Consider the following 15,457-nt stretch of genomic DNA (forward strand, 5'->3'; position numbering starts at 1 on the left):
GCGCACCGTAAACCTCGAACGGCGGCGCCCCGCACCGACACCGGAGGGAGTCACGCCGGCAGTCGACGCACTCCGAGGTATTGCAGATAACCGAACAACGCGGTGTAGACCCCGCTGGCCAACGTTGCGGCAACACCGGTTGCGGTCAACGGCAGCGAGTCGGCCGCCACGACAGCAACCGCCGCCAGCGTGTACACGATGTTGGCGATAGCGACGCCGATTCCGGCTCGGCGCAGGTTTGGCAATGCGGCCACACTGAACACCGCCAGCCCGTAGAGCACGAAGAAGGCGCCCAGCGCATACTCCTGCACGGAGCTCAGTCCGGTCAGCGACGAGATCGGGTCGGCGGCAACAGCGACGGCCAGGCCCGCCAGTCCGGTCAACGTGGCGTCGGCGCGCATGGCGAACCGCAACAGCGAGTCGGTCGAGTCGGCCAAGGGGCGGGTAGGTATTCCGGTAACGGCGGTCATGTCAGGACTCCTTGGGGTGGTGGGTCGAACACCTCTGAGCGTGCCGTTCGGCGACTGCCAGATCGACGCGAGACACTGCCAAGTGATGCCATGCGCAGGTCAACCGGGTGACGATCGCGGACTATTCCCGGACTTAGGAGACCGGCAGCCGCCCACGCAGATCGGCAGCGATCAGCCGTGCGGCGGCGTTCTGCCAGTTGTGCAGTGACCGCTGCGGTACTTCGGTGACCAACCACTGCCAGGCTTGCCGGGCCGTCGGATCCAGTCCGGCGGCCGTGGCGTTCTGCGCGTAGGCGCGCACGCCGACGACATACGGGAAATACAGCGCGTTGTAGTAGCGCCATTGCTCGCTAGTGCCGAAGTCGCCGGCATCCCGCGGTTTGAGCGCCGTGATGCGATCGGCCAGCAGCGCCTTGAGTTCGATGGCCCGCTCCAGCGGCTGGTCGGGCGCCCCGCGGGCGGCCAGTCGCTGGTCGATGGTGGGCAGCGCGGTCAGCGGGCTGGCGACCAGCTTGGACAGGTCGCCGTAATGACCCAGCGCGCGCCGGGTGAGCCGGACGAATGTGTCGTCGTCGAAGCGGTCGAGCGGATCGTCCGATCGCAGCGGCAGCGCTGATTCGGTGCGGCGCAACGTCGCCCGGTCGGCGCGCAGCGCCGGCGAACGCGAGAAAGCCAGCCGGTCCAGCAGCCCCGCCAGCGGGTCGGCAAGGACCTGCACGTCGATCGCGATCGCCAAACTGGTGAATAGCAGCACCATCAGCGCGGGTTGCTGGCTTGTCAACGCGATCCCGATCAGCACCTGACCGCCGAACAGCGCCGCCACCGCGACGCTGCCCCAAAACGAGCGCAGCATGTCGGCCCGCAGCGCCTGACCTTCGTCGAAGGCGTCCCACAACGCCACCGCCACACCGAGCGCCAGCACGTCGCATCCCGTCGACGCCAGGGCCAGCCAGCTGGGCAACAAGCCCAGCGGAATGATCAGGATGGCGTTGCTCAGCGCGAAGAACAGCGTCGCGACGACGACCAGCCCGGCGACCGGGACCGGTTGGGCGGGCCGGACCAACGCCTTGGCCATTGCGCCGAGTGTGGAAAGCGAGATCACCGCAAACATCACCCAGTGGCCTGACCGCACCGGGCCGTCGACGCTGCCGGCCATCGTCGCGCCGACCAGGACGGCGGCCGCGACCCCGCCGGCCAGGAGCAGCTCGCGGGCGCGGCTAGACCAGTGATCGCACGGTCGCGCCAACTCCAGCAGCACCGCGAACCACGCCACGCCGGGAACAGCCGCCAAGTAAATCTCAATCTGGCTGAGCAAGCCGCTGTGCGCCGTCAGCCGCACCGCGTCCAGCGCCACGACGCCCGCGAAGCCACACAGGCCCGTCGCGGCCAACACCAGCACGGGCTTGCGCGGGTCACGGGCCAGCAGATACGCGCCCAGCCACCAGCTCAGCGCGAACACCACCGCAGACAGCGCAGCCATGGATCAAGTGTGGCACGCGCAACACGCGGTCACCGCGCGTATTCAGCGCGACGTGTTCAACTGCCAACCGCCGAGCACAACCGCGATCCCGCCGGCGGCGACGAGCGCCCAGTTACCCGATTCACTGAGCGACAACCAGCCAGACAATGCCGTCACCCACACGACCGGGGCGAAGATGAGGTTGAACACCCCGAATCCCCGCACCAGGCGTCGCGGAATCGGGCGCATCCGGTTCAGCCCGAACAGTAGGCCGATACCGCCAACGACAAACGCCAGCCCACCGGCAAGCAACGCCGGGTGCGGCACGCTCCACCAGTCACCGAGCGGCCCAGATAACGCGGCGACGATCGCGCCCGCGAGGCTCCAGAAGGCCAGGTCGGCAGAGATCGATTGCCAGCGTCCGCGGTCACCTCCCAGCAGGGGGTGGTTGTGACTACCTGAAATTATTTCGCGGGTCATGTGCCGATGGTGCGGCCGTCAGCAGTGCCAACGCCAGGCACGGCGCTGCCAAACGCTGCCAGCTACAGTGCGCTATCCGCCATAACGGCGGTGGCGCTGGCTGTAGTCGCGCAGCGCGCGGAGGAAGTCGACCCGACGGAACGCCGGCCAGTGCGCCTCGGTGAACCACATCTCCGAGTAGGCGCTCTGCCAGAGCAGGAAGCCCGATAGCCGCTGCTCCCCCGATGTCCGGATGACCAGATCGGGGTCGGGCTGCCCGGAGGTGTACAGGTTTTCCGAGATCGCGTCGACGGTGACCGCCTCGACGAGTTCCTCGGCACTGGCTCCGTTGGCGAGTTCCTTGTTCAACAGGCCGCGCACCGCGTCGGCGATTTCCTGGCGGCCGCCATAACCGACCGCCACATTGACGTGGAAGCCGCCGTTCTTCTCGCGGGTCGACTCGACGGCCGAGCGGAGCCGCCGCGCGGGCTCCTCGCCGACCAGCTCCAAATCTCCGACCGTGCGCACACTCCAGTGGTTCACCGGGGCACAGAGCTCCTCGACCACGTCGGTGATGATCTCGATGAGCGCGGCCAGTTCGTCGGGATCGCGTTGCAGGTTCTCGGTGGACAGCAGGTAGACGGTGGCCATTTCGATGCCGGCTTCTTGGCACCAGCGCAGCATTTCCGCGATCTTGACCGCGCCCATCCGGTAGCCGTAGCTGACATCGTCGTAGCCGGCGCTGCGCGCCCAACGTCGGTTCCCGTCGCACAGCACGGCGATGTGGCGGGGCAGTGCGGACCGGGAAGCAGCCAGGCCCTGCCGCAGCCGCAATTCATAGATGCGATACAGCGGTTCCTTGAGCCGTGGCGGGATGATGTCCACGAAGAACCAGATTACTGTGAGGGGCAATGGTTACCGGCAATCCCGGAGAGTTCCGGAAGGGCAAATCGAGCCAGACCGACGGCGCTTCGCGATCTGATCAGTCTGGACCGATGGCTGCTGTCCGGGAAGTGACCGACGACATCGTCGAGGGCGCCGCCCAAGTCCTGGTTAAGCCGCGAATGCGCGGCTGGATCCACTTCCACTCCGCCTGGTTGGCGCTCATCTGCGGCGCAGCGCTGGTATCCGTCTCATGGGCGGCCGAATCGCGCCGCGCCGGCCACGCGACGCTGATCTACGCCGCGGCCACGGTGGCGATGTTCGCCGTCAGCGCCACCTATCACCGGGTCCAGTGGAAATCGCTGACTGCCCGCAAGCGAATGAAGCGGCTTGACCACTCGATGATTTTCGTGTTCATCGCCGGAAGTTACACGCCGTTCGCACGGCTGGCCATGCCGCATGACACCGGCCTGCTGGTGCTGTGGATCGTGTGGGGCGGTGCACTGGCGGGGATCTTGCTGAAGATGTGCTGGCCTACGGCGCCACGCTGGGTCGGTGTACCGCTTTACCTGCTGCTGGGTTGGGTCGCGGTGTGGTTCGCCCCGACGATCGTGCACACCGCCGGGGTTGCCGCAATGGTGTTGCTGGCGGTCGGCGGTGTGCTGTACAGCATCGGCGGCGTGTTGTATGGACTGCGCTGGCCCGATCCGTGGCCGGCAACGTTCGGCTACCACGAGTTCTTCCACGGACTCACCGCGCTGGCCGCGGTCTGCCACTACATCGCCATGTGGTTTGCGGTGTTTTACGTCGGCCACCCGCTATAACTGCGTGGCGCTATAGCTGCGTGACGTTCTCCGGCGACCAGTAGGCCTTCATCCCGGCCACCTTGCCGTCGTCGTCGAAGACCATCACGTCGATCGGCTCGATCACCATCCGGCTGTCGCCGTATGCCACTGTCAGCCTGAAGTGGAAGGCCGCCTCGTTACCGGCGACCCGCAGTGTCACCAGCTCGCATTCCCGTTCGCCGGATTCCAGAGCCGCGTAGAAGCCGCGGATAGCCTGCCGACCGATGTGTACCTCGCCGCCGACCGGATCCTCGACGGTGGCGTCGTCGGCGTAGAGCTCGACGATGTCGTCGGCGCTGCCCTTGGCGACCAGGCTGATGTAGCGGTTGACGGTATCGGCGATGGTTTCAGCACTCGGCATGTCAGGCACGCTACCGCGACAGGGCGGCAGCCAGGTCCTCGGTAGTGGTGACCGGCATGTCGCACACCCGCCCACGGCATACGTAGGCGGCGTCGGCGCCGTCGACTCGATCGCGTCCGGCCAGTAGTTCCGACGAGTCGACCGCCCCGCCAACCACGATGGCTCCGCCCGGTGCGAGTCTGCGCGCATCAGCCAGCAACGACGATCCCGGCGCATCAGTAGCGACCGCGATCTGCAGCGGCCCACGGACGGCGGCTTCGGCGACCGCCAGCCAATGGCCGGCTGAGCGCGGCGCCCCGGCCAGTAACGGTGAATGCGCCAACAGGGCGTCGGCCGCCGCCTCTCGGTAACGATCAGCACGGTCAGCGCCCACCAAGTGCGCGGCGGTCAGCAGCGCCTCGGCGATCGTGGAGGCGCCCGACGGCGTCGCCCCGTCGACCGGATCGGCGGGCCGGTACATCAGTTCCTCGGCGTCGTCGGCGGTGTCGAACCAGCGGCCCGGGCGGTCCGGGTCGGCGAAGCGCGCCAGCGCGATGTCGAGCAGTTCAGTGGCAGTAGCCAGCCAGGTGTCCTCGGCGGTCAGCTGGTAGAGCGCCAACAACCCGGTGGCCAGCGCCGCATGGTCTTCCAGGATGGCCGCGGTGTCGCCGACTTCCCCGCGCAGACTGGCGCGACGCAGTCGACCGTCGACCATGTGCAGTTCCCCCAGCGCCGCGGCGCAGCGTCGGGCAGCAGCCAGCAGTTCCGAATCATCGAGGGCAACACTGGCTTCCGCCAACGCGGTGATCGCCAACCCGTTCCACGCTGTGACGATTTTGTCGTCGCGGTCGGGCTGCACCCGGGTCGACCGCGCGGCCAGCAGCACGGTGCGGACCCGGTCGAAGCGGTCGACGTCGCCGGGGTCGCTGCGCAACTGCAGCACCGACGTGCCCTCCTCGAACGTTCCGGTGTCGGTTACGCCGAATAGTGAAGCGGCCCAACGCCCGTCGTCGTCACCTAACACTTCACGCAATTGTGCGGGAGTCCACACGTAGGTCGAGCCTTCGCGGCCCGCGGCATCGGCGTCCAGCGACGAGGTGAACATGTCGGCGGCACCCAGGTCGTCGATGATGAACCGTGCGGTCTGGCCGGCGACGCGGCGCGCCAACGGGTCTCCGTTGCGACGAGCCAGGTGCGCATAAGCTCGCAGCAGCAGCGCATTGTCGTAGAGCATTTTCTCGAAATGCGGTACCACCCAGGCATCATCGACGCTGTAACGGGCGAACCCGCCCGCCAGCTGGTCATAGATTCCGCCCCGGGCCATCGCGGTGGCCGCGCGCTCCACCACGCCGAGCGCCTCAGCCGACCCGGTGCGCTCGTGGTCCCGCAGCAGCGCCTCCAGCAGGGCCGACGGCGGGAACTTCGGCGCTCGACCGAATCCGCCACGCACTGGGTCCTCCTCGCTCAGCACGGCGGCTACGGCCTGATCGCAAAGCGATGGCTTGACGTCTGGCCCGCCTCCCGGCATCCCAGAGGCCATCGATCGCAGCTCGCCGGCGATGTGGTCGGACGCCTGCTCGACTTCGTCACGGCGTGTCCGCCAGGTGTTGACGACGGCCGAAAGTAGTTCCAAGAACGCCGGTTTCGGATAGTAGGTGCCGCAGAAGAATGGCCGCCCGTCCGGCGTGAGGAAGCATGTCATCGGCCAGCCGCCGTGCCCGGTGAGCGCAACGGTGGCATTCATGTAGACGGCGTCGATGTCGGGCCGTTCCTCGCGGTCCACCTTCACGCACACGAATCCCGCGTTCATCGCCGCGGCAACGTCCTCGTCCTCGAAGGACTCGTGGGCCATGACATGACACCAGTGGCACGCGGCGTAGCCGACCGAGAGCAGGATCGGCACGTCGCGTTCGGCGGCCTCGGCCAGCGCCTGCGGCGTCCACTGCTGCCAGTGCACCGGGTTGTCGGCATGCTGGCGCAGATATGGGCTGGCGGCCCCGGCGAGGGTGTTGCTATTCGTCGGGTTCACGCGGCAATCCGTTGCGATCCGCCGGCTGATCGACGCCGACGGTACCTTCGTCGGCGGCCTGGTCCGGCTCCGGGTGCTGCGGGTCGAAAGACTCGGGGACCTTCTTCAGTTGCCGGTTCATCGACCGCACCAGCAGGAAGGTCCCGAGCAGCAGCAACACGATCACGAGCAGTCCGAACGGGCTGGCCTTGCCGAAATCCGGTCCGGTGTTGCGGGGAGCGTCGTCGGCAAGCAACGTCACCACATCGAAAAGCTCAATCACTGGTCGGTCTCGATTCCTGCGAACAGATCGGTCTCGGGTAGGCGCGGCGGCACCCGTGAGCGGGCCAGCTCGAATTCCTCGGTCGGCCAGAGTCGCTGCTGCCATTCGATCGGTGCGGCGAAGAAATCGCCGTCGGGATCGATCTGGGTGGCGTGGGCGCGCAAGGCGTCGTCACGCTGGCTGAAATACGCCGAGCACTCAACTCGGGTCGTCACCCGGTCGGCGAAGATGTCGTGCTTGGGATCCCAGTGCGCCAGCCACTTTCCGAACGGGCCCTCCTGGCCGTACTTGGCGAACTCGTCTTGCAGCAACTGCATCCGCTCGCGCAGGAAGCCGTGGTTGTAGTAGAGCTTGGGCACCGTCCACACGTCACCGGCCGCCGGGAAGCGGCGGTAATCGCCGGCCGCTTCGAACGCCGCCAGCGAAACCTGATGACAGCGGATGTGGTCGGGGTGCGGGTAGCCCCCGTTTTCGTCGTAGGTCGTCATGACATGCGGCCGAAACTCGCGCACGACCCGCACCAGCGCCTCGGTGCACGCCTCCAGCGGGGCCAGCGCGAAGCAATCCTGCGGTAGCGGTGGCGGTGGGTCGCCCTTGGGCAGGCCGGAGTCGATGAACCCGAGCCAGGTGTGCTCGACACCGAGAATCTCGGCGGCCTTGGCCATCTCGTCGCGGCGGATGTCGGCAATACGTCCGTGCACTTCCGGCAGGTCCATGGCGGGGTTGAGGATGTCGCCGCGTTCGCCGCCGGTCAACGTCACCACCAGCACGCGATGACCCTCGTCGGCGTAGCGGGCAAGGGTGGCGGCGCCCTTACTGGACTCGTCGTCCGGGTGGGCGTGCACCGCCATCAACCGCAGTTCGCTCACGTGCTCCCTGTCCGTGCGTTGTCGGGTCGATACCCTAATAGTTCCATCCTGGCGGTCCGGGTCCGAAACCGACTGAAGAGATGCGCATATGAGTGAAGCACTGCTGCCTCCGGAGAGCCGCTACGGCCGTGCCGCGCTGTCCGTCGCGTCGCGCCGCCGCGTCGTCATCGCGCTGGGATTGTTGGTGGTCGCCGCGGGCATCATCGTCGCGGTCGTCGCCTACCAGCGGCTGGGCACCGGTGAGGTGAAGGGCACGCTGGGCGGCTACCGGCTGATCGACGACGAGACGGTGTCGGTGACGATCAGCGTGACGCGGTCGGATCCGTCGCGTCCGGTCGACTGCATCGTGCGGGTCCGCGCCAAAGACGGCAGCGAGACAGGCCGGCGCGAAGTTCTGATCCCGCCGTCGCAGGCAGCGACGGTGCAGGTGACGACGATCGTGAAGTCCAGCAAGCCACCCGTGATGGGCGACGTCTACGGCTGCGGCACCAATGTGCCCGGCTACCTGCGCAGTTCCTGATCGCGCGGCCGCTCAAACGAATGCCGAACTGCGAAAATGTGCCCGACCGGCGGCTGCGCGGTGCTACCATGTTTTTGTGCACGGTTCCTGCTGGAACCGTGTATTGCTGCATTAGCGGGTATACGCAGCTATCAAGCCGTAGTACACGCGGGGGAACCGCAGGTGCGCAGGCACGCGATTTATCGCGCAACCGACGCCACGAGGAGCACGACGAGATGACGGACACCCAGGTGACCTGGTTGACCCAAGAGTCACACGACCGACTCAAGGCCGAACTCGACCAGTTGATCGCAAACCGTCCGGTCATCGCCGCGGAAATCAACGACCGCCGCGAGGAGGGCGACCTGCGGGAAAACGGCGGCTATCACGCAGCGCGCGAGGAACAGGGCCAACAGGAGGCACGGATCCGGCAGCTGCAGGATCTGCTGAACAACGCCAAGGTCGGCGAAGCGCCCACGCAGTCGGGTGTGGCACTGCCCGGTTCGGTGGTCACGGTCTACTACGGCGAGGACAAGTCGGAGACGGAGACGTTTCTGATCGCCACCCGCGGCGAGGGCGTCAACGACGGCGACCTGGAGGTGTACTCGCCGAACTCACCGCTGGGCGGCGCGCTGATCGACGCCAAGGAAGGCGAGAGCCGCAGCTACACCGTGCCCAACGGCAACACCGTCAAAGTGACGCTGGTCAGCGCCAAGCCTTACCACTCCTAGTCACCGCACCGGTCGGGGGATAAAGCCCGCTCAAGCCTGCTGATGGCGCGGATCGCCGAAGATCTACTTCTGTTGCTGCTCGACAATGCGTCGGCGCAGCCAGGGCTGGACCGAGCTTGCCGCGAACGCGTGCTGACCGCGGCGACGCTGCTGGATTTGGCGCATGCCTGCCGTATTCGTCCGGCAGTCGACAGTGAGCCGGTCGAAGCGGGACGACTGGTCGTGTTGAGCGGACCCGATCCTGCCGATCCGGTGCTGGCACCCGCGTTGCAGCTGCTGGGGCGTCGGCCGATGAGCCCGGCCGCCGCGATCACCAAGCTGCGTCCCGTTACGCCCGGCGCGCTACTGGCACAGCTCGAGTACCTCGGTCAGATCCGCCAGGTTCGGCTGCAGGGCAAAGGATTCAAGCACTCCTACGCCTGGCCGTTGAATGACCGGACCCGGGTGTCGCAGGCCCGTGCAGCGCTGATCGGCGCACTGTTCGACGACGACAACCCGGACCCGGCGACGGCGACGATCATCTCGCTGCTGCACACGGTCGACGGCCTGGGCGCGGTGTTCAGCCTCAATGACCGGGGTTGGGGATGGGTGCGCACCCGAGCCGGTGACATCGCCAGCGGCGGGTGGGTCGGCGGGTCGGAACCCGAACTCGCCGAAGTCAACCTGGCGGTGACGACGGCGGCGATCCGCCACGCGTTGAAGTAGCGCCTGGCCCGGTTGGAGGCGCCGTGACCGTGCGGATTCATCCGCCTCCCGCGGCGCGTCGCGGATGAAACCGCACAGTCGGCAACGGGTTTCAGCCGAGGCGCAGCTACTCGGCCAGCGCCTGCTCGAGGTCGGCCAGCAGGTCGGCGAGGTCCTCGATACCCACCGACAGACGCACCAGATCCTCGGGAACCTCCAACTGCGAGCCGGCCGTCGACGCGTGGGTCATCGCGCCCGGATGCTCGATCAGCGATTCGACCCCGCCGAGCGACTCCGCCAGGATGAACACTTCGGTGTTGGCGCACAGGCTTTCGGCGGCCGCCCGGCCGCCCCGCATCCGTACCGACACCATCCCGCCGAAACCGCTCATCTGCTTCGCCGCGACATCATGGCCGGGATGGGTGGGCAGGCCGGGATACAGCACATCGCCGACGGCCGGATGGCCACAGAGGAATTCGGCAACCTCGACGGCGTTTTCGCTGTGCCGCTGCATCCGCAGTACCAGCGTCTTGAGGCCGCGGATCGTCAGGTAGGCGTCGAACGGCCCCGGTACCGCGCCGGCGCTGTTCTGCAGGAAGCCGAACACGGCGTCGAACTCCTCGTCGTCGGTGACCAGCGCCCCGCCCACCACGTCGGAGTGCCCACCGATGTACTTGGTGGTCGAATGCAGCACGACGTCGGCGCCGAGTGTCAGCGGCTGCTGCAGTGCCGGTGATGCAAAGGTGTTGTCCACCAATAGTTTCACAGATCGGCTGCGGGCCAGCTCACCGATCGCGGCGATGTCGACGATCGACAACAGCGGATTGGTGGGTGTTTCCACCCAGATCAACCGAGTCTGTGGCGTGATCGCGGCGCGCACCGCGTCGAGGTCGGACAACCCCACCGGCGTGTACGCGACGCCCCATTGGGTGAACACCTTGTCGATCAACCGGAATGTGCCGCCGTAGGCGTCGTCGGGAATGACGACGTGATCGCCCGGGCGCAGCAGCGCGCGCAGGGCGCAGTCGGTGGCGGCCATGCCGGAACTGAACGCCCGGCCGAACCGGCCCTCTTCAACGGCGGCCAGCGAGGCTTCCAGCGCAGCCCGAGTCGGGTTGCCTGAGCGTGCGTATTCGAACCCGGCGCGCAGCTTGCCGACGCCGTCTTGGGCGAATGTGCTGGCCGTGTAGATCGGCGGATTGACCGCGCCGGTCGACGGGTCGGTGTGGTAGCCGGCGTGGATGGCCTTGGTCGCAAGTCCGGTGCGGCGCTGTTGATTCATCGACGACCAGCCTAACGAGACCGGGCCGTCACACCCGAAGCGCGGGGAACGGGCCGAACGGAAGGTTGCGCACCACGAACCAAGCCGACACCAACACCAGCATCACCGTCGCCGCCCAGCGATGGCGCTGCCAACTCCAGACCCGGCGTCCGGTGAGGCGCCGATAGGTCCATGCCGCGTACGCCCAACCCAATAAGACCGTCGCCGCCAGGGCCACCGCGTTGAATTTCGCGGCCGCCAGCAGGTCGCCGTGCAGCAGCGAGTACACCATCCGCAACGTGCCGCATCCGGGACAGTCGATGCCGAGCATCAGTCTGGTCGGGCACACCGGCAGCAGGCCGCCGGGGGTAGTCGGATCAGCCCACCACACCGCCGCGCATGCCAGCATCGCCGCTGCGGCCACCGCGACGGGCGCGCCGAGGCGATGCAGAGTCGACCTGCGCCGACTCTGCTGCAGCTGGGTCAAGAGGTGCCGGCTGAGAACGACACGACGTTGAACACCAGCGCGATGATGATGACGATCACGCCGGCGATCGCCGACCAGATCGCCCACTTCTTGGCGTCCTCGGACGCCTGGTGCGCTTCGGCGTATCTGCCCTGCGCCCACAACCCCGAGACCTGGCTGGATTTCACGATCGACACAATCCCCAGCGGCAAACAGCAGAGCACAGTGGTCAAAATGGCCCAGACGAGATAGCTGTCGGGTTGTGACGAGTAACCGGGCGGCCCCTGCGGCGGGTAGCCGCCGGCACCGGGTGGCGGTGGCGGCGGGTATCCCCCGGGAGGGGGCGGTGGGTAATTGCCCGACGGCGGACCAGGCGGTTGTTCGGTCATCGGCGCCTTCCTCGGTAGGGACTGGGTGTGGCGGTGCAGTACCCTACCCGAGCTGCTACCTGCGTCGTGGTCCCTCGGAGAGAAAGCCCAGCAAGTCGTGCCGCGTGATCACGCCCACCGGTTTGCCTTCTTCCACCACCATCACCGCGTCAAAGTCCCGCAGCGCCTTGGCAACAGCGCTCACCAATTCACCGGCTCCGATCATCGGCAGCGCGGCACTCATGTGCAGACCGACGGCATCGGCCAGCTTGGCCCGGCCCTCGAAGACAGCCGAGAGCAGTTCGCGTTCCGATACGCTGCCGGCCACCTCTCCGGCCATTACCGGTGGTTCGGCGCCGACGACGGGCATCTGAGACACCCCGTACTCGCGCAGGATGCCGATGGCGTCGCGCACCGTCTCCGACGGGTGGGTGTGCACCAGGTCGGGCAGTGCTCCGGATTTCCGGCGCAGCACGTCCCCGACGGTGGGCTGTTCGACCGAGCCGTCGAGCCGGGTGCGCAGGAACCCGTACGACGACATCCAGCCGTCGTTGAAGATCTTCGACAGGTAGCCACGGCCGCCGTCGGGGAGCAGCACCACGACCAGCGCGTCCGACCCGGCTTGCTCGGCCACCTTCCGCGCAGCCACCACCGCCATCCCGCAGGATCCGCCGACCAGCATCGCCTCTTCGCGGGCCAGCCGCCGCGTCATGTCGAACGAGTCGGAATCGGATACCGCGATGATCTCGTCGGGCACGCGCGGGTCGTAAGCCTCCGGCCAGAAGTCCTCGCCGACGCCCTCCACCAAGTAGGGACGGCCGGTGCCGCCGGAGTACACCGAGCCTTCCGGATCGGCACCGATGACGCGCACCGCCCCGCCGGAGACCTCCTTGAGGTAGCGGCCGGCGCCGCTGATCGTGCCGCCGGTCCCGATGCCGGCGACGAAATGAGTGACCTTGCCGTCGGTGTCGGCCCAGATCTCCGGGCCGGTGGTTTGGTAGTGACTGGCCGGCCCCTCGGGATTTGAGTACTGGTCGGGCTTCCAGGCGCCCTCGATGTCGTGGGCCAACCGGTTGGAGACGCTGTAGTAGCTGTCCGGGTGATCCGGCGGTACGGCCGTCGGGCAGACCACGACCTCAGCGCCGTAGGCGCGCAGCACATTCTGCTTGTCCTCGCTGACCTTGTCGGGGCAGACGAACACGCACTTGTACCCGCGCGGCTGCGCGACCAGCGCCAACCCGACGCCGGTGTTGCCCGAGGTGGGCTCGACGATGGTGCCGCCGGGCTTCAGCTGCCCGTTGGCCTCGGCGGCGTCGATCATCTTCGCCGCGATCCGGTCTTTGCTGCTCAGGCCGGGGTTGAGGTATTCCACCTTGGCGACCAGGCGCCCCGCCCCCGGCGGCACGACCGAGTTCAGCTGAACCAGTGGGGTATTGCCTATGAGTTCACTGATGTGCCGCGCGATCCGCATGCCTTCATGGTCTCAGGTGCGTTCCACGGCATCGCGACGAGCTATCCAGTGGCCTCGCGGATGTACTCGCCGATCTGGCGCAGCGAACGTGTCGCCTCCGGAATCACCGGCGCGGCGAGCTGGAAATCGTGAATCTGGCCGGGCCAGATCCGTACCTCGGCCGGGACGCCCACGGCCGCGAGCCGTCGGGCCGCCAACTGGGCGTCGTGCAGCAGCACTTCGGACCCCGATACGTGGATCAAGGTCCGAGGTAGCCCCGGCTCGACGTGGTCGAGCGGCTCATAGAGCGTCTCCGGCTCTCCGTTGACGATGTTCTTGGCGGCGGCCTTGGCGACCAGCGCGATCAGCGCGTCGAAGGCCCTGGCCGGGAACATCGTGTCGACCTTGATGTTGGGGTGCGCCTGCTTGGGCTCCTTGGCCAGCTGCAGCAACGGCGAGATCGCCACCAGCGCCGCGGGCTCCTCGTGCTCTTCCTGCAGTCGCTGCGCCAGCGCCAACGCCAGGTAGCCCCCGGCCGAGTCACCGGCCAGCACGATCTGCTCCGGGTCGTATCCCCGCAGCCGCAGCCAGCGGTAGGCGTCCATGCAATCGTCGAGGGCCATGCCCACCGAGTGCTTGGGGATGAGCCGGTAGTTGACCACCAGCACCGGCGAGTCGGCGTATCGGGACAACGCATTGACGACCCGGCTGTGCGAGTTCACGCCGCAGGTCAGGAAGGCGCCGCCGTGCAAGTAGAGCACCACCCGCCGGTTTCCGTCGGCCGGCAGCACACCGGGAGCGCGCACCAGTTGCGCGGTGGCATGCGGCAGACCGATGGTGGCGCGGATCGTGCCGGGAGCGGGCAGTAACACCCGCGATGCGAAGTCGACGATGCCGAACGGCCACGGCATATGCGGAACGCGGCTGCCGATGGCCAGCGTCGGGCGGACCGTCAGATACGTTGCCAGCGAAACCAATCGGGCGGAAATACTGGGACCGGTCTCGACGACCTCGACAGGCGCGCCGTCGCTGCTGGGAAATTTTCGCGCCCGGAGCGAATCCCGGGCGCGCAGATGATGTGTTGAAGAGCTGGGAATTTCAGTCGCTGCGGTCATGCTCCCACTTCCTACGTCGGTGTAGTCAGTCGACGAAGTAGCAGAGCATCCGGTTCAGCTAGCTACTAATTGCGGTGTACCCGCGACGGCGCTCAGCCAACCTCGCTAACTTAGCTTGACACCTGTAGAAGTTTCAACAATCAAAGAGTCTTATTCGATACCACATTTGGTCCAGTCCGTAATCGAGCCGTGTCGGCGATTTCAGACTGCCTTCATCTGGCGGCCTAAACTGATCATGTGGATATTCGCGCGCCGCGGCGATCGATGGTTGCTTTGGCCGCGGCAGGCGCGCTGGCGTCAACGGGCACGGCCTATCTGGGCGCTCGCAACCTGCTGATCGGCCAAGCTGCGCGCGCACGCCGGGTGATCCCCAAAGCTTGGGACGTCCCCCCGCGGGCCGACGGTGTGTATACCAGCGGCGGCGGCCCGGCGGAGCGATGGCAGCGCGGAACGCCGGTGGACTTCCATCTGATGATCTTCGGTGACTCGACGGCCACCGGCTACGGCTGCAGCAGTGCCGACGAGGTGCCGGGTGTGTTGGTTGCCAGGGGGCTGGCCGAGCAAACCGACAAACGCATCCGGCTGAGCACCAAAGCGATCGTCGGGGCGACATCGAAGGGCTTGTCCGGACAGGTCGATGCGATGTTCGTGGCCGGGCCGCCGCCGGACGCGGCGGTGATCATGATCGGCGCCAACGACGTCACGGCGCTCAACGGCATCGCGCCCTCGGCACGGCGACTGGGCGCGGCGGTACGGCGGCTGTGCGCCAGCGGCGCGGTGGTCGTCGTCGCAACCTGCCCCGATTTCGGCGTGATCACCGCGATCCCGCAGCCGCTGCGGTGGGCCGCGCACACTCGCGGTTTGCGACTGGCCCGGGCCCAGGCCCTCGAGGTCAAGGCTGCGGGCGGGGTGCCGGTCCCGTTGGCCGACCTGCTGGCGTCGAATTTCCTGCACTCGCCGGCGCTGCTGTTGTCCGAGGACCAGTACCACCCGTCGGCGGCCGGCTATGCGTTGTTAGCCGATCAGTTGCTGCCCGCACTGTGCGACGCGCTGGGGGTCGCCAGCGGCGACCTGACACCTGCGTTGCCGTCGGTGACCGAGGAACTGGCTCCCAGCCCCGCCAGGGGCCGCGCGATCGTGTCTCGGCTGCTGCGCCGGCACACCACCGGCGTGCCGGCGCCGGTCGTCGTGCCGGCGGTGAGGTAACGGCTCGATCCGCTTGCCCGCCTTGCCCGCTACGCGGGTGGGGCGCTCCACGGCTCGCGCCG

The 15,457-nt window shown here is 67.4% G+C and carries 18 protein-coding genes; 5 read left to right on the forward strand and 13 right to left on the reverse strand.

The genetic code is table 11. The features are described 5' to 3' along the window. Window positions 1-50: 50 nt before the first annotated feature. From AC5Y42_RS04020 to AC5Y42_RS04035, 4 genes are all read right to left on the reverse strand, one after another. Window positions 51-470 carry a hypothetical protein gene (locus AC5Y42_RS04020; protein WP_499895996.1) on the reverse strand — a complete coding sequence of 140 codons (420 nt, stop codon included), beginning with the start codon at window positions 468-470 and terminating at the stop codon, window positions 51-53. A gap of 133 nt (window positions 471-603) precedes the next feature. Then, window positions 604-1,950, reverse strand: coding sequence for a hypothetical protein (locus tag AC5Y42_RS04025; protein ID WP_499895997.1), 1,347 nt, complete (start codon window positions 1,948-1,950; stop codon window positions 604-606). Between the two features lie 42 nt (window positions 1,951-1,992). Continuing rightward, window positions 1,993-2,409, reverse strand: a complete 417-nt coding sequence (locus tag AC5Y42_RS04030) for a hypothetical protein (RefSeq protein WP_499895999.1) — start codon at window positions 2,407-2,409, stop codon at window positions 1,993-1,995. Window positions 2,410-2,481: 72 nt separating this feature from the next. Then, complete coding sequence (locus AC5Y42_RS04035) at window positions 2,482-3,273, reverse strand: (2Z,6E)-farnesyl diphosphate synthase (protein ID WP_499896001.1); 792 nt, start codon at window positions 3,271-3,273, stop codon at window positions 2,482-2,484. A 110-nt stretch (window positions 3,274-3,383) separates the two neighbouring features. Between AC5Y42_RS04035 and trhA the strand changes: the two genes are divergently transcribed. Continuing rightward, a complete protein-coding gene (gene trhA / locus AC5Y42_RS04040) occupies window positions 3,384-4,094 on the forward strand; it encodes a PAQR family membrane homeostasis protein TrhA (RefSeq protein ID WP_499896002.1) in 711 nt (236 codons plus the stop codon). Window positions 4,095-4,104: 10 nt separating this feature from the next. Here trhA and AC5Y42_RS04045 read toward each other — a convergent pair whose 3' ends face one another. From AC5Y42_RS04045 to mca, 4 genes are read right to left on the reverse strand one after another with little or no spacing between them, the layout of a single operon-like run. Continuing rightward, window positions 4,105-4,476 carry a nuclear transport factor 2 family protein gene (locus AC5Y42_RS04045; protein ID WP_499896004.1) on the reverse strand — a complete coding sequence of 124 codons (372 nt, stop codon included), beginning with the start codon at window positions 4,474-4,476 and terminating at the stop codon, window positions 4,105-4,107. Between the two features lie 10 nt (window positions 4,477-4,486). Continuing rightward, a complete protein-coding gene (locus AC5Y42_RS04050; RefSeq protein WP_499896006.1) occupies window positions 4,487-6,484 on the reverse strand; it encodes a thioredoxin domain-containing protein in 1,998 nt (665 codons plus the stop codon). Continuing rightward, window positions 6,468-6,746, reverse strand: coding sequence for a hypothetical protein (locus tag AC5Y42_RS04055; protein WP_499896008.1), 279 nt, complete (start codon window positions 6,744-6,746; stop codon window positions 6,468-6,470). Before AC5Y42_RS04055 ends, AC5Y42_RS04050 begins: the two co-directional genes overlap by 17 nt. After that, a complete protein-coding gene (gene mca, locus AC5Y42_RS04060) occupies window positions 6,743-7,615 on the reverse strand; it encodes a mycothiol conjugate amidase Mca (protein ID WP_499896009.1) in 873 nt (290 codons plus the stop codon). Before mca ends, AC5Y42_RS04055 begins: the two co-directional genes overlap by 4 nt. 88 nt (window positions 7,616-7,703) lie before the next feature. On the opposite strand from mca, the gene AC5Y42_RS04065 reads away from it, so the two are divergent. The 3 genes from AC5Y42_RS04065 to AC5Y42_RS04075 all read left to right on the forward strand — a co-directional run bounded on the left by AC5Y42_RS04065 (window position 7,704) and on the right by AC5Y42_RS04075 (window position 9,550). Next, complete coding sequence (locus AC5Y42_RS04065; RefSeq protein WP_499896011.1) at window positions 7,704-8,135, forward strand: DUF4307 domain-containing protein; 432 nt, start codon at window positions 7,704-7,706, stop codon at window positions 8,133-8,135. Between the two features lie 215 nt (window positions 8,136-8,350). Further along, entirely contained in the window at window positions 8,351-8,845 is a 495-nt protein-coding gene (greA, locus tag AC5Y42_RS04070; RefSeq protein ID WP_499896012.1) for a transcription elongation factor GreA, read from the forward strand. 42 nt (window positions 8,846-8,887) lie between these two features. Then, window positions 8,888-9,550, forward strand: a complete 663-nt coding sequence (locus AC5Y42_RS04075) for a GOLPH3/VPS74 family protein (protein WP_499896013.1) — start codon at window positions 8,888-8,890, stop codon at window positions 9,548-9,550. Between the two features lie 106 nt (window positions 9,551-9,656). On the opposite strand, the gene AC5Y42_RS04080 is transcribed toward AC5Y42_RS04075, so the two are convergent. The 5 genes from AC5Y42_RS04080 to AC5Y42_RS04100 form a co-directional block, all read right to left on the reverse strand. Further along, a complete protein-coding gene (locus AC5Y42_RS04080; RefSeq protein WP_499896015.1) occupies window positions 9,657-10,811 on the reverse strand; it encodes a cystathionine gamma-synthase in 1,155 nt (384 codons plus the stop codon). Between the two features lie 28 nt (window positions 10,812-10,839). Beyond that, complete coding sequence (locus AC5Y42_RS04085) at window positions 10,840-11,199, reverse strand: DUF2752 domain-containing protein (protein WP_499896740.1); 360 nt, start codon at window positions 11,197-11,199, stop codon at window positions 10,840-10,842. A 74-nt stretch (window positions 11,200-11,273) separates the two neighbouring features. Beyond that, entirely contained in the window at window positions 11,274-11,645 is a 372-nt protein-coding gene (locus AC5Y42_RS04090; RefSeq protein WP_499896017.1) for a CD225/dispanin family protein, read from the reverse strand. Window positions 11,646-11,700: 55 nt separating this feature from the next. Next, entirely contained in the window at window positions 11,701-13,095 is a 1,395-nt protein-coding gene (locus AC5Y42_RS04095) for a cystathionine beta-synthase (RefSeq protein ID WP_499896019.1), read from the reverse strand. Between the two features lie 41 nt (window positions 13,096-13,136). Beyond that, the gene (locus AC5Y42_RS04100) at window positions 13,137-14,189 is read right to left on the reverse strand and encodes an alpha/beta hydrolase (RefSeq protein ID WP_499896020.1); all 1,053 of its coding nucleotides are present in this window, start codon (window positions 14,187-14,189) and stop codon (window positions 13,137-13,139) included. A gap of 237 nt (window positions 14,190-14,426) precedes the next feature. On the opposite strand from AC5Y42_RS04100, the gene AC5Y42_RS04105 reads away from it, so the two are divergent. Then, window positions 14,427-15,395 carry an SGNH/GDSL hydrolase family protein gene (locus AC5Y42_RS04105; protein ID WP_499896021.1) on the forward strand — a complete coding sequence of 323 codons (969 nt, stop codon included), beginning with the start codon at window positions 14,427-14,429 and terminating at the stop codon, window positions 15,393-15,395. Window positions 15,396-15,457 lie beyond the last annotated feature (62 nt).

Source organism: Mycobacterium sp. NGS48 (assembly GCF_059812585.1).

Bases quoted from the DNA above. Each gene is read 5' to 3' on its own strand.
- AC5Y42_RS04065 (WP_499896011.1), top strand. From the start codon at position 7,704: ATGAGTGAAGCACTGCTGCCTCCGGAGAGCCGCTACGGCCGTGCCGCG.
- greA (WP_499896012.1), top strand. From the start codon at position 8,351: ATGACGGACACCCAGGTGACCTGGTTGACCCAAGAGTCACACGACCGA.
- AC5Y42_RS04090 (WP_499896017.1), bottom strand. From the start codon at position 11,645: ATGACCGAACAACCGCCTGGTCCGCCGTCGGGCAATTACCCACCGCCC.
- AC5Y42_RS04045 (WP_499896004.1), bottom strand. From the start codon at position 4,476: ATGCCGAGTGCTGAAACCATCGCCGATACCGTCAACCGCTACATCAGC.
- AC5Y42_RS04075 (WP_499896013.1), top strand. From the start codon at position 8,888: ATGGCGCGGATCGCCGAAGATCTACTTCTGTTGCTGCTCGACAATGCG.
- AC5Y42_RS04025 (WP_499895997.1), bottom strand. From the start codon at position 1,950: ATGGCTGCGCTGTCTGCGGTGGTGTTCGCGCTGAGCTGGTGGCTGGGC.
- AC5Y42_RS04095 (WP_499896019.1), bottom strand. From the start codon at position 13,095: ATGCGGATCGCGCGGCACATCAGTGAACTCATAGGCAATACCCCACTG.
- AC5Y42_RS04080 (WP_499896015.1), bottom strand. From the start codon at position 10,811: ATGAATCAACAGCGCCGCACCGGACTTGCGACCAAGGCCATCCACGCC.
- AC5Y42_RS04020 (WP_499895996.1), bottom strand. From the start codon at position 470: ATGACCGCCGTTACCGGAATACCTACCCGCCCCTTGGCCGACTCGACC.
- trhA (WP_499896002.1), top strand. From the start codon at position 3,384: ATGGCTGCTGTCCGGGAAGTGACCGACGACATCGTCGAGGGCGCCGCC.
- AC5Y42_RS04100 (WP_499896020.1), bottom strand. From the start codon at position 14,189: ATGACCGCAGCGACTGAAATTCCCAGCTCTTCAACACATCATCTGCGC.
- AC5Y42_RS04030 (WP_499895999.1), bottom strand. From the start codon at position 2,409: ATGACCCGCGAAATAATTTCAGGTAGTCACAACCACCCCCTGCTGGGA.
- AC5Y42_RS04085 (WP_499896740.1), bottom strand. From the start codon at position 11,199: ATGCTGGCATGCGCGGCGGTGTGGTGGGCTGATCCGACTACCCCCGGC.